At 67.5% G+C, this 12,147-nt stretch carries 12 protein-coding genes, 1 tRNA gene and 1 pseudogene; 5 read left to right on the top strand and 9 right to left on the bottom strand.

All coding sequences use genetic code 11. The annotated features are described in order from the left end of the window. Position 1: 1 nt before the first annotated feature. Positions 2–259 carry a MoaD/ThiS family protein gene (locus tag RU01_RS20645; RefSeq protein ID WP_042576464.1) on the bottom strand — a complete coding sequence of 86 codons (258 nt, stop codon included), beginning with the start codon at positions 257–259 and terminating at the stop codon, positions 2–4. Beyond that, complete coding sequence (gene moaA / locus RU01_RS20640; protein WP_156149028.1) at positions 252–1,316, bottom strand: GTP 3',8-cyclase MoaA; 1,065 nt, start codon at positions 1,314–1,316, stop codon at positions 252–254. Before moaA ends, RU01_RS20645 begins: the two co-directional genes overlap by 8 nt. 66 nt (positions 1,317–1,382) lie before the next feature. Between moaA and RU01_RS20635 the strand changes: the two genes are divergently transcribed. From RU01_RS20635 to RU01_RS20625, 3 genes are read left to right on the top strand one after another with little or no spacing between them, the layout of a single operon-like run. Then, positions 1,383–2,588, top strand: coding sequence for a molybdopterin molybdotransferase MoeA (locus tag RU01_RS20635; protein ID WP_042576535.1), 1,206 nt, complete (start codon positions 1,383–1,385; stop codon positions 2,586–2,588). A gap of 13 nt (positions 2,589–2,601) precedes the next feature. Beyond that, positions 2,602–3,630, top strand: a complete 1,029-nt coding sequence (moaCB, locus tag RU01_RS20630; protein WP_269430168.1) for a bifunctional molybdenum cofactor biosynthesis protein MoaC/MoaB — start codon at positions 2,602–2,604, stop codon at positions 3,628–3,630. Beyond that, positions 3,627–4,040 carry a molybdenum cofactor biosynthesis protein MoaE gene (locus tag RU01_RS20625; RefSeq protein ID WP_042576462.1) on the top strand — a complete coding sequence of 138 codons (414 nt, stop codon included), beginning with the start codon at positions 3,627–3,629 and terminating at the stop codon, positions 4,038–4,040. Before moaCB ends, RU01_RS20625 begins: the two co-directional genes overlap by 4 nt. Here the strand turns inward: RU01_RS20625 and RU01_RS20620 are convergent. Next, the gene (locus RU01_RS20620; protein WP_042576461.1) at positions 4,037–5,065 is read right to left on the bottom strand and encodes a CobW family GTP-binding protein; all 1,029 of its coding nucleotides are present in this window, start codon (positions 5,063–5,065) and stop codon (positions 4,037–4,039) included. The genes RU01_RS20625 and RU01_RS20620 overlap by 4 nt on opposite strands. 43 nt (positions 5,066–5,108) lie before the next feature. Continuing rightward, positions 5,109–5,873, bottom strand: a pseudogene (locus tag RU01_RS20615) (N-acetylmuramoyl-L-alanine amidase); the annotation flags it as partial. Positions 5,874–6,177: 304 nt separating this feature from the next. Between RU01_RS20615 and RU01_RS20610 the strand changes: the two are divergent. Continuing rightward, entirely contained in the window at positions 6,178–6,555 is a 378-nt protein-coding gene (locus RU01_RS20610; protein ID WP_042576460.1) for a histone-like nucleoid-structuring protein Lsr2, read from the top strand. An 87-nt stretch (positions 6,556–6,642) separates the two neighbouring features. Here the strand turns inward: RU01_RS20610 and RU01_RS20605 are convergent. Both RU01_RS20605 and RU01_RS20600 read right to left on the bottom strand, forming a co-directional pair. Next, positions 6,643–6,715 (bottom strand) — tRNA-Ala (locus RU01_RS20605). Positions 6,716–6,809: 94 nt separating this feature from the next. Beyond that, positions 6,810–7,601 (bottom strand): DsbA family protein, encoded by a 792-nt coding sequence (locus tag RU01_RS20600; protein WP_042576532.1) that lies wholly within the window; start codon positions 7,599–7,601, stop codon positions 6,810–6,812. 123 nt (positions 7,602–7,724) lie between these two features. On the opposite strand from RU01_RS20600, the gene RU01_RS20595 reads away from it, so the two are divergent. Continuing rightward, on the top strand, positions 7,725–8,477 hold the full coding sequence (locus tag RU01_RS20595; protein ID WP_042576531.1) for a VIT1/CCC1 transporter family protein: 753 nt from the start codon (positions 7,725–7,727) through the stop codon (positions 8,475–8,477). On the opposite strand, the gene RU01_RS20590 is transcribed toward RU01_RS20595, so the two are convergent. The 3 genes from RU01_RS20590 to RU01_RS20580 all read right to left on the bottom strand — a co-directional run bounded on the left by RU01_RS20590 (position 8,418) and on the right by RU01_RS20580 (position 12,129). After that, complete coding sequence (locus tag RU01_RS20590) at positions 8,418–9,662, bottom strand: MFS transporter (protein WP_231568797.1); 1,245 nt, start codon at positions 9,660–9,662, stop codon at positions 8,418–8,420. The two genes, RU01_RS20595 and RU01_RS20590, sit on opposite strands and share 60 nt — an antisense overlap. 71 nt (positions 9,663–9,733) lie before the next feature. Further along, entirely contained in the window at positions 9,734–11,371 is a 1,638-nt protein-coding gene (pgm, locus tag RU01_RS20585) for a phosphoglucomutase (alpha-D-glucose-1,6-bisphosphate-dependent) (RefSeq protein WP_042576459.1), read from the bottom strand. Positions 11,372–11,433: 62 nt separating this feature from the next. Continuing rightward, positions 11,434–12,129: an LON peptidase substrate-binding domain-containing protein gene (locus RU01_RS20580; RefSeq protein WP_052493391.1), complete on the bottom strand. Its 696-nt coding sequence runs from the start codon at positions 12,127–12,129 to the stop codon at positions 11,434–11,436. Between the last annotated feature and the right edge of the window lie 18 nt (positions 12,130–12,147).

Below are 12,147 nucleotides of genomic sequence, written 5' to 3'. Positions count from 1 at the left end.
GTTATCCGCCGGCGAAGGGCGGCAACACGTCCACACGGTGACCGACCGGGTACGCGTCGTCACGCACCATCTCGTCGCCGATCAGGAAAACCGCGACGGAGAGCACGCGTTCCAGGGCGGTCCCGTGACGCTCCCGCAGAGCGCCCTTGACGTCGCCGACCGTCGCCCCCGGTCGCAGCTGGTAGGACTCGAGGTCTGTTCCCGCAGCATCGGCGGCACCCGCGAAGTAGCGCACCTCGACGGTCTCGACGTCAGCCACCGATGGCTCCCATCGACCGCTCGGGTGGCACGAAGTCCTCACGTTGCATGCCGTGACCGGCCCACTTGTTCCACATGGCACCGCGCCAGAGCTGCGCGATCTCCTCGTCGCTCGCGCCGCCGCGCAGGGCGACGCGCAGATCCGTCTCGGCGTCGCTGAAGAGGCAAGAACGCACCGTGCCCTCCGCCGTGAGTCGGGTGCGGTCGCAGTCGGCGCAGAACGACCGGGTGACCGAGGCGATGATGCCGACCGTGGCGGGACCACCGTCGACCGTCCACTCCTCGGCAGGCGACGACGCGTCGTCACGCCCGACACCGACGAGCGTGAACCGCTCACCGAGGACGTCGAGCAGCTCGGCTGCGGACACCATCGTCGAGCGTGCCCACTCACGGTCCGCGTCGAGCGGCATCTGCTCGATGAACCGGAGATCCACTCCGCGGTCGAGACACCACTGCACCAGATCCAGTGCGCCGCGCAACGTCTCGCGCATCAACACCGCGTTGATCTTGACCGGGGCGAACCCGGCTGCCAACGCGGCGTCGACTCCCGCCAGCACGGCGGGCAGCCGGTCGCGGCGTGTCAACGAGGCGAAATGGGCACGGTCGACGGTGTCGAGGGAGATGTTCACGCGGCTAAGACCCGCGGACTTCAACCGTTCGGCGCGTCGATCGAGGCCGATGCCGTTGGTGGTCATCGACAACTCCACGGTCGGGGCGCTCGCGGCGGTCCGTTCGATGATGTCGACGATGTCCTTGCGCACCAGGGGTTCTCCCCCGGTGAAACGGACTTCTCGCACGCCGAGCAGTCGATCGGCGACACCGACGAGTCGAGCGATCTCCTCGGCGGTGAGGAGTTGCTCGAACTCGAGGTTCGGCAGGCCTTCCGCCGGCATGCAGTAGGTGCACCGCAGCGAACACTTCTCGGTGACGGAGATCCGGAGATCGCGAGCGATACGGCCGAAGCTGTCGAGCAGGTGCGGCACGTCCGGACGCCCGGCCATGGACGGCGGGCGGCTCACGCCCGGCAGGCTGGGGATTCCCATACTTACCGCCGTCACTCGCACCACCTCCGCAGATTCCTGTACGACCAGTATGCCTGTCCACAGATCCCTAGGATGGTCGCCATGGCGCACAGGCACGGAACGGGCGACCGTTCGGTCGAGGAACACACCCAGCACGTCGACCGGATGATCACGCGTTCCTTCCAGGCGCGGTCACCCGAACGCATCTCCCTCGAGTCCGCGTCGGGCCGGATCACCCACGTCGACGTGCCTGCACGGATCGACGTACCCAACTTCCGGAACTCGCAGATGGACGGGTACGCCGTCGACGCGGCGTCCGTCGCGAGCGTTCCCGTGACCCTCCCCGTCACCGGCACCACCGCGGCCGGCGACGACGGCGGACAGTCCCATCGACACGGCACCGCCCGCAAGATCATGACCGGCGCGCCCGTCCCGGACGGGGCCGATGCGGTCGTTCCCGTCGAGGACACCGAGATCCACGACGACGGCGTGCGCATCCTCGCCGGCCGCAGCGCCGGTGAGTTCGTCCGAGAACAAGGAAGCGACATCCGGGAAGGATCCGTCGTCGTCAGGGCGGGGACGACCCTGCGGCCCCGACATCTCGGGGCGCTGACCGCGGTCGGTTGGGCCGACGTCGAGGTGGCTCCACGGCTGCGTGTGTCCGTCATCGCGACGGGCGCCGAACTCGTCGAGGCCGGCCGCGAGCTGGCACCGGGCCAGTTGTACGACTCGAACGGCCTCACCCTCGCGGCCTACGCGGCGGCCGACGGCGCCGAGGTCACCTTCCGCGGGCGCTCGACCGACAACGCGCAGGAGTTCCGCGAGATGCTGACCGAGGCCGCCGCATCCGCGGACGTGGTTCTCACGTCCGGCGGAGTCTCGATGGGCGACTTCGAGGTGGTACGGGACGTGCTGGGGCCGCTCGGCGGCACGTTCACCCACGTCGCGATGCAGCCGGGTGGTCCGCAGGGATGGACCGACCTGGACGGCACACCGGTCATCAGCTTTCCGGGCAACCCGGTCAGCACCGTCGTGTCGTACCTCGTCTTCGCCCGGCCGGTGATACGTCGACTCACCGGGCTGCCCGTCTCGGCGCCGTCCGACCACGTCGCCGACGCCGAGATCGTGTCCATCCCCGGACGTCGACAATTTCTCCGCGGCCGCCTGACCGACACCGGCGTGGCCGTGACGTCCGGGCCCGGTTCGCACCTGGTGGTCTCGATGGCGGCAGCGGACGTCCTCGTCGACGTCCCGGCGGACACGGTCCGGATCCCCGCCGGCAACACTGTGCGCGTCCTGCCGCTGTGACAGGCTGATCTCCGTGAACGAGACCACCCCGCAGACGAGTCCGGACCAGGAACAGCCCGGCGGCGCCCTCTCGCATCTCGATTCCGACGGGCGCGCCCGCATGGTCGATGTCAGCGACAAGGCCGAGACCCGACGCGTCGCGGTCGCCGCGGGACTGCTGCGGACCACCGCGGACGTGATCCGTCTGGTCCGCGCGGACGGGATGCCCAAGGCCGACGTCCTCGCCACCGCCCGCATCGCTGCCATCTCGGGAGCGAAGCGGACATCCGAGCTCATTCCTCTGTGTCATCCCCTCCCGCTGTCGTCGGTCGCCGTGTCGTTCGAGTTCGGTGAGGACTCCATCTCCATCGAGGCGACGGCCGTCACGACCGGACGCACCGGTGTGGAGATGGAAGCGTTGACGGCCGTGTCGATCGCCGGCCTGACACTGCACGACATGGTCAAGGCCGTCGATCCGGCCGCGTCGATCGAGTCCGTCCGGCTGGTCCGCAAGGAAGGCGGAAAGCGCGGCGTGTGGACACGGGACTCGAAGACACCGACGCCCGCGCCTGCTCGAGCTCCCCTCGGGGATCGCACCGCCGTCGTCGTCGTCGCCTCGACCGGAAGCGCCGCCGGAACGCGCGAGGACACCACCGGACCCCGTATCGCGGCATGGCTCGACGACCGTGGATACGACGTCCGTGGACCGCTGGTGGTCGCGGACGCCGACATCGCCGCCGGGCTGCAGGACGCGCTGACGGACGGTCCCGCACTGGTGATCACCACGGGCGGCACCGGCGTCTCGCCGACCGACGCCACTCCCGAGGCCACCAGGGCAGTGCTCGACCGCGAACTCCCCGGGGTGGCGGAGCAGATCCGGCGCGCAGGCCTCGAGGCGACGGTGCACGCATCACTGAGCCGCGGCCTGGTCGGGGTCGCCGGGCGGAGCGTCGTGGCGAATCTGCCGGGATCTCCGGGAGGGGTGAAAGACGGCCTGGGAGTTCTGGATCCGCTCCTCGACCATCTCGTCGCACAGGTCCGAGGCGGAGGAGCACACGAATGACCGAGATCCTTGCTCGCATCTCGAGCGATCCGATCGATCCCGCCACCGTGTCCGACGCGGTCGCCGGGCCCACTCACGGTGCGGTACTGGTGTTCTGGGGTGTGGTCCGCGATCACGACCACGACAAGTCCGTCTCCGCCCTGGAATATCGCGCCCACCCCGATGCCGAGAAGTTCCTGCGGCGATGCTGCGAGGACGCCGCGGCGGCCTCGGGGCTGCCCACGGCGGCCATCCACCGCGTGGGCGATCTGACGATCGGGGACACGGCACTCGTCGCCGCCGTGGCGTCACCGCATCGCGCCGAAGCCTTCGCCGCCCTGCAGACGCTCGTCGACCGCATCAAGACAGAGGTACCGATCTGGAAGCGTCAGCAGTTCCCGGAAGGCACCAGCGAGTGGGTCGGACTCTAATCCCGTTCTGCCGCACCGTCATCCGTCGACCGGCGGACGAAGCGATGGACCGCCAGCAACTCGGCGTCCGTCGCGCTCTCCGTCCGGATCATGGACTCGACCCGTTGCCTGGTGTCCTCAACGTCCAAGCCTGACCCGATGAACACCAGCGCCGTCCCACCGCGCGGCGACGCCGTCTCGATCTCGATGTGCACTCCGACCGTCTGCACCAGGAACCGAGCATCACCTCGCCCGAATCGGGCGAACCCTTTACAGCGGTACAGCCCCGGTGGCGGGTTCTCCAGGAAGTCGATCAATGCTCTCGGATCGAGGTGGTCGGTCGTCTCGACACTGACCGTCTGGTACTCGGTGTGCAAGTGATCGTGGTGATCGTCGTCCTCCCGGAGGAGGTCGTCGAGCGTCAGTTGGCGCGGTCCGTCGTCCTGTCGTTCCGGCGGATCCAGGAGTAGCCGGACATCCACTGCTCCCCTGGACGTCACCACCCTCGGCGCCGTGGGTGCGGCCCGATGCACCTCGGCCAGAACCGCGTCGAGCGTGGACTTCTCGACCGAATCGGCCTTGTTGACGACGACGAGGTCGGCCATCGCGAGGTGCTGGTCGAGGTGCGGATTGGCCGCTGCCGTCTCGGGCAGGGACAGCGCGTCGACCACCATGACCAGTCCGCCGTAGCGGATCCGCGCATCCGCACTGGCCAGCACCATCTTGATCAACGCTCGTGGTTCGGCGATACCGCTGGCCTCGACGACGATGGCGTCGACAAGTCCACTCGTGGCGGTGAGAGCGCCGAACATGTCGTCGAGATCGTCGGTGTCCACGGCGCAACACAGGCAACCGTTTCCCAGCGTGACGACGGAGTCGACCTGGCCGGCCACCAACATCGAGTCGATGTCCACCGCACCGAAATCGTTGACCACGACGCCTATGCGGAGTCCGTCGTTGCGCCGCAGGATGTGATTGAGCAGGGTCGTCTTTCCGGACCCCAGATACCCGGCCACCAGGACGACCGGAACTGCGTTGCGTGGCACGCCGAACAGGGTACGTGAGCCCCGCTGTGCATCACTCGTCGTGCAGAACGAAGTCGATGATTCCGGCGCCGATCGCGATGGCGTGGGACAACTGTCCGTCCGCGCTTTCCAGAATCGCCGCATCACCGGGGTCGGAGCCGTTCCCCATCTCGACGAACACGACCGGCACCGTGGTCAGTGCAGGCGCGGCAATATCGGATCGTTCCTGGATGCCGTCCACTCCCGCATAGTTCGAGGGCGTGAAACCCTCCCGCAGATAAGCATCGCGCATTGCTGTGGACGCGACCCGCCCGGCGCCGGACTGCACAGAGTTCACCTCCGAGGACGGAATCGGAAGTGTCGGGACAATGATGTGGAAACCGTGATCGGCCGAGTCGGGCGTGCCCGCCGTCGAGGTCGAGTCCGCGTGGATACTCACGGCGACGGCTGCCCCGGACGCACTGGCAGCGGCCGCCCGGTCGGTGATGCAGCCACCCCACCCGTCGTCGTCGGGACGGCTGAGGACGACGGTCGCACCCAGGCTCTCCAGACTCGATTTCACCAGCTGCGTGACGTTCCAGACGATGGTGTGTTCAGGGGTGCCGCCCAGAGCCGTCATGCCGGTGGTCTGGCAGTCCTTCGTTCCTCCCCGCCCGTCGTCTACCTGACGTGAGAGGTTTTCGCCGGCGGAGCTCCCCTGGTGACCGGGGTCCAGGAAGACCACTGTCCCGGCGAGCGGCTCCGCTGCTATGGGAGTGGCTGCAGCGGTGCCTGATACCGCGAATGCGAGAACGACCGCCGACGTCGTCAGCGAGCTGCGCTCGAACATTGTCCTGACCCGCACACGTCCCCCATTCCACGCCGAGCGCGCACGCGCCCGACGAAAACCTCCCACAACATGAAGAATGGCTCGGAAGAATTGACTGTCCGTACTTCCATCGAGAGGCGACCGTGACCGCATCGTGACCGATTACCATGCTCGGCCGGACGGTGACAGCAGAATTCGACAATGGATCCACCGGTTACGGAAAATGACGGCAACAAAGCGCACCCGACTATTACTCGGTCCCTGACCGACGGTAATGTCCGTCGCAGCGCGTTTCAGGAATACGAATACAACGAAAGCGGACGACATGGCAAAGAAGGTCGTTGTTCACCTGGTCGACGACATCGACAGCACCCCTATCGACGAGGACGGCGAACACATCACGTTCGCCGTCGACGGACAGACGTACGAAATAGACCTCGGGCCGGTCAATGCTGCGGAATTCCGCCGCACGGTGGGTTACTACGTGGACCATGCGGCGAAGGTGTCGGGGAGTTCCTCGACCCGGTCCGGCGGTTCGACTCGCACCAACTCCTCGACTCGACGACAGTCGACCGCTGTGGGACGTCGCAGCGCTGAGGAAACGAAGGCCGTGCGCGAATGGGCCCTCGGCGCCGGATACGACCTCGCAGCGCGCGGACGCATCCCGTCCGAGGTGCAGAAGGCGTACGACGCCAGTCACTGAGACACGACGAAGCCCCATGATCGGAAGATCATGGGGCTTCGTCGTATGTCGGTGAATCTCGTTGTTCGGTGGAGCTTGTTCTTTCGGTGGAGCTAAGGGGACTCGAACCCCTGACCCCCACACTGCCAGTGTGGTGCGCTACCAGCTGCGCCATAGCCCCGTGCATCTCCGTGTGGTCCGAAAAGTGCTTCCGTACCGCCCGAAGAACGCTCGACCGAAGTTACACCATCGCCATTGCGAGGTCCAAATCCGGTTCAGCCCAGATCGGCCACCCACCCTGTGTCCGTGGTGGTGTCGACGATCGCACCGTCGACGATGACCGTGGGCGTGCCCTGCGCACCGGCAGCGGCGAGAGCGGCGCTGCCCGCCTCGGCATTCGTTGCCGCGGTTGCTACCCCGGCACCGTCGGTGATGCATTGCACGGCCTCGTCGGATGCGCCCGCATCTCCCGCCGCAGTCGCCAGCTCGGCGTTGGTGTGGTCGGCGCTGCCGTTCTCCTCGGGCTGGAACTCGGGTGAGAACAGGTTCGAGTGGAACGCGGAGAAGGCCGGACCGTCACCCGTGGCCGCGATGCACTGCGATGCGGCTACCGCGCGGGTGCTGTAGTCACCGCTGGGCGAGAGGCGGTTGAGGAAGTCGAGCATGTGGTACCGGACGGCGACTGTCCCGTCGTCGATCTTCTGAGCTAGTTCCTGGCCGTAGGTGTTCTCGAGCTCCGCGCAGTAGGGGCACATCGCGTCCTCGAAGATGTCGACTGTGCGGCTCGCGCCGGGCGCACCCAGGGTGACGACGCCCGAGGGATCGACCGAGGTGGTGACCGCAGTGTTCTGCACGGAACCGTATCCGTCGGCCCGAGGTGCGCTGCGCGAGTTCTGCCACAGAACGCCGCCGATGACGACGGCCGCGATGACGAGGAGCGCGAGACCACCCAGGACATAGGTCGACGTGCTCGACGACTTCTGCGGCGTGTATTTCGACGACTTGGTCGTTCTCGCGGATCCCGACGACTTCGGCGATTTCGGTGACGACGGCGTGGAGGCATTCACGGAGAACACTGTGTCACGGTCGACTGACAACGGCCTGAGAAACCCGGTCCGCAACACGGTCAGGTTTGCCAATGCTTGCTGGTAGAGAACTCGACTTCGCCGTACATTCGCCCGGTGACCCACATCGACCCCCACGACCCGCAGGCCGTCACCTCACCGGCCGGGGAATCGACTCTGCCGCCACACGAGTTCGATCACACACACGCCGACGTCTCCGGCGGATGGCTGCGCGCCGCGACGTTCGGCGCCATGGACGGCCTGGTCACCAACACCTCACTCATCGCGGGTGTCGGTGGAGCCGGCGTCACCACTCACACGCTCGTCCTGAGCGGCATCGCCGGACTCGTCGCGGGCGCGTTCTCGATGGCTCTCGGTGAGTTCACGTCGGTGTCGACCCAGAACGAACAGATCGACGCCGAGGTGAACACCGAGCGTGCCGCGTTCTCCAAGTATCCGGCAGAGGAGCAGGCGGAGCTGGTCGGCATGCTGACCGACATGGGCATGTCCGCCGAGACAGCGACCACGGCTGCCCGTGAGATCCACACGGAACCCGACCGCGCCGTCGATCTGCACATCTCCCGTGAACTGGGCGTCGATCCCACGGAGAAGCCGTCACCGTGGGTCGCGGCGGGGTCCTCTTTCGTGCTGTTCTCGATCGGCGCGATCATCCCGCTGATCCCGTTCCTGCTGGGATCGGACGTCCTCGCCTTCGGACTCGCCTGCGGAGCGGTGGGATTGATGGTCGCCGGAGCACTCGCCGCTCACTTCACCTCACGGTCGACGGTGATCGGTGCGCTGAGGCAACTGCTGTTCGGATCACTCGCCGTCGCGGCGACCTACGGCGTCGGGTCCCTCATCGGCGTCGGGACCGCGTAGCGCGTCGGAACCGCTCGAGACGGCTGCCAGCCCGCCTCCCGACCGGGTGTCCGGAACGACCATCCACCCCACCGCGGCGATCAGCAGGATCGCGCCGGACGAGCCGAATGCCACACCGTAGGACAGGTGCGTCACCAGGACTCCGGCAACCAGCGGCCCGATGACCGAACCGACGTCCATCGCCATCTGGAAGGCAGCGAGGACCGGGCCGCCGCGGGCGCGGCTACCGATGAGGTCCGCGACGGCCGCCTGCTGGGTCGGCGTGATCAGACCGGACCCGATGCCGGCGACGAACGTGATGACCAGGAACACCTCGGTGGACCCGGAGATACCCATCGCCGAAGTGGACGCGCCGCACAGCAGCAGGCCGGCGACCAGGAACGGCTTGCGGCCGTGCCGATCGGACAGGCGCCCCGCAGGCACCAAGGCCACCGCGTTGCCGACCGCGAACACCGCGAGGGCGATGGCGGCCATCGATGCGCTGCGGCCCAGCGCCGACACCACGAACAACGGAACGATGGCTGTCCGCACCCCGAAGACCGCCCACCCGTTGGCGAAGTTCGACAGCAGCGCCGACCTGTACGTCGACGATCGGAGCGCGTCGGCGAAACGCAACGTGACGGATGCGGCCTCGTCGGCTCTCGTGGTGGCTGCCGGCGAGCGCAGGCCGACGGCAACGACCCCAGCCGCGGCGACGAGCGTGACCGCATAGAACACGAACGGTGCACGGAGGCCGCCGATCCCGAGCACGATCCCTCCGACGAAAGGCCCCAGGACCGTTCCGGCGAGGAAGCTCGACGCGTACATGCCGGACACGCGACCGCGGCGGTCCGGCGGGGCGATGCGGATGAGCAACCCGAGCGCCGACACCGTGAACATGGTCGACCCGATGCCGCCGAGCGATCTGAACAGCAGCAGTTGCCAGTACGTCTGAGCGAGCGCACACAAGCCCGTCGATACCGCGACCACGACGAGTCCGGTCAGGTAGACCCTGCGCTCACCGATGCGCTGGACGAGCGACCCACTGGCCGGGGCGAAGATCAACCTCGTGGCCGCGAAGGCGGAGATGATGACCGTGACGGCGAACTCGTCGACGCCGAAGTCCAGCGCGAACCCCGGCAAGGCCGGCGCGACGATGCCGAACCCCAGAGCGATGACGAACGCGGCGGAGACGAGAATCCAGATGTCACGCGTCGGGTCGTCCTTCGCCGAACTCTTCGGGGCAGGGCCGCCGTTCGAGAGGTCGGACGAGTCCGTCACGTCCCGGACAGGACGGACGAGACGAGATCGCGTGCCGCACTCTGCACCTCGGCCAGATGGTCCGCTCCCTTGAAGGACTCCGCGTAGATCTTGTAGACGTTCTCGGTGCCCGACGGGCGCGCGGCGAACCACGCGTTCTCCGTCGTCACCTTCAGCCCACCGAGGGCGGCGTCGTTCCCGGGCGCGGACGTCAGCGTCGCGGTGATCTCCTCCCCCGCCAACGTCGTGGCCGTCACCTGATCCGCGGACAGCTTGGCCAGCAACGCTTTCTGCTCACGATCGGCGGGCGCATCGGTACGCGCGTAGGCCGGGTTGCCGAAGCGGTCGGTCAGGGACGAGTACCGCTGCGACGGCGTCGACCCCGTCACCGCCGTGATCTCCGAGGCCAGCAGCGCGAGGATGATGCCGTCCTTGTCGGTCGTCCAGACGGATCCGTCTTTCCGCAGGAAGGACGCACCGGCACTTTCCTCGCCGCCGAACCCGATGTCGCCGGAGATCAGACCGGGCACGAACCACTTGAATCCGACGGGGACCTCGAGCAGTCTGCGGTCGAGCGAGGACACGACCCGGTCGATCATCGACGAACTGACCAACGTCTTTCCGACGGCGGCGGCGGTCGGCCATCCGGAACGGTGCGAGAACAGGTAGTCGATGGCCACCGCGAGGTAGTGGTTGGGATTCATCAACCCGTCGGGGGTGACGATGCCGTGGCGGTCGGCGTCGGCGTCGTTTCCGGTGGAGACGTCGAAGTCGTTGCGCGCCTCGATGAGCGAGGCCATCGCGTTGGGCGACGAGCAGTCCATGCGGATCTTGCCGTCGGTGTCGAGAGTCATGAATCGCCAGGTGGCGTCGACCAGTGGGTTGACGACCGTCAGATCGAGACGGTGCCGCTCGGCGATCGCACCCCAGTAGTCGACGCTCGCACCGCCCAACGGGTCGGCGCCGATACGCACGCCGGCGGAACGGATCGCGTCGATGTCCAGGACGGACGGAAGGTCGTCGACATACGTGCCCAGGTAATCGTATTTCTGCACACTTCCGGCGAGTGCGGCAGCGAGGGACACCCGCTTCACGGACGCGACTCCCGAGCGCAGGATCTCGTTGGCTCGCGCGGCGATGACCGAGGTGGCGTCGGTGTCGGCGGGCCCGCCGTTCGGCGGGTTGTACTTGAAACCGCCGTCGCGCGGGGGGTTGTGCGACGGCGTGACGACGATTCCGTCCGCGAGCGCCGACGGGCCGGTGGCGTTGTGCCGCAGGATGGCATGGCTGACGGCAGGTGTCGGCGTGTAGCGACCGGCGGAGTCGACGAGAACGACGATGTCGTTGGCGGCGAGAACCTCGACCGCGGTGACCCATGCGGGCTCCGACAGGGCGTGGGTGTCCTTGCCCAGGAACAGGGGGCCGGTGGTGCCCTGCGACGCGCGGTACTCGACGATGGCCTGCGTCGTGGCGATGATGTGGTCTTCGTTGAAGGCGCCGTCGAGGCTGGATCCGCGGTGGCCCGACGTTCCGAACACCACCTGCTGATCGGGGTCGTCGACGTCGGGCGTCACGGTGTAATAGGACGTCACCAGATGTGGCAGGTCGACCAGATCCGACGCCTGCGCACGTTGTCCCGCTCGCTCGTGAGCCACTTGTGGTCCTCCTGTGTAGATCGCGAACCCCCGTCGTGAACGACCCTAACGGGCGCCGTCGATCACAGGTCCGGGAGTCGGGAGAATTCGGCGATCGCGATGACGTCGTCGAGTGCCGTGGCCACCACCCGGAGCCGCTGACCGACGGTGTCGGCGGTGAGGATCTTCGAACGATCGGACGAGCCGAAGGGCAACGACGACGCGAACGCCCACAGTTCGTCCGTCGATCGTCCCCCGCCGGCGTCGACGCGTGGAACCTCGGGTGTCGGAAGATCGCGCGCCCGGGCGATGTCGGTGAGAATGTCGAACAGTCGCTCGGTCCGCTCCTGCACCAGATCGACGATCTCGTCGTTGTTCTCCGCGGTGTCCGGCGCATCGGGCCACGCGGTGACCCGAGCCCGAGGGTAGGGATCGTCGGTCAGCCATTCGACGACACGGATGCGCTCCACGCCCCGGCACTCGAGGACGAACCGTCCGTCCTGGGTGGGCAGCGCTCGGTCGATTCGCGTGGACACTGCCGCGGTGCCGCGGACGTCGCCACCGCCCACCTCGTGGCCGCGCTCGATCAGGACGACCCCGAAGTGCGAGTCCGTGTCGAGGCAGTGCTGCACCATGGCGCGGTACCGCGGTTCGAATACGTGCAACGGGACGTCGTCTCCGGGTAGTACGACGGAGCCCAGCGGGAACATCGGCAGGATCGACATGTCGTCCGGCCTGGTGTCCGGTTGCCGGTCGAGGGTGCCGTCGTCGTTGTCCACGCCTCCAGCATGCACCTA

This window comes from Rhodococcus sp. MEB064 (genome assembly GCF_000834565.1).
In the GTDB taxonomy this organism is placed as follows: domain Bacteria; phylum Actinomycetota; class Actinomycetes; order Mycobacteriales; family Mycobacteriaceae; genus Rhodococcoides.
Note: the sequence above shows the minus strand (reverse complement) of the source record. Positions and strands in the feature narration are given on the sequence as shown.

Coding starts and splice junctions, on each gene's coding strand:
- RU01_RS20635 (WP_042576535.1), top strand. CDS start 1,383: ATGGCGCACAGGCACGGAACGGGCGACCGTTCGGTCGAGGAACACACC.
- RU01_RS20625 (WP_042576462.1), top strand. CDS start 3,627: ATGACCGAGATCCTTGCTCGCATCTCGAGCGATCCGATCGATCCCGCC.
- RU01_RS20610 (WP_042576460.1), top strand. CDS start 6,178: ATGGCAAAGAAGGTCGTTGTTCACCTGGTCGACGACATCGACAGCACC.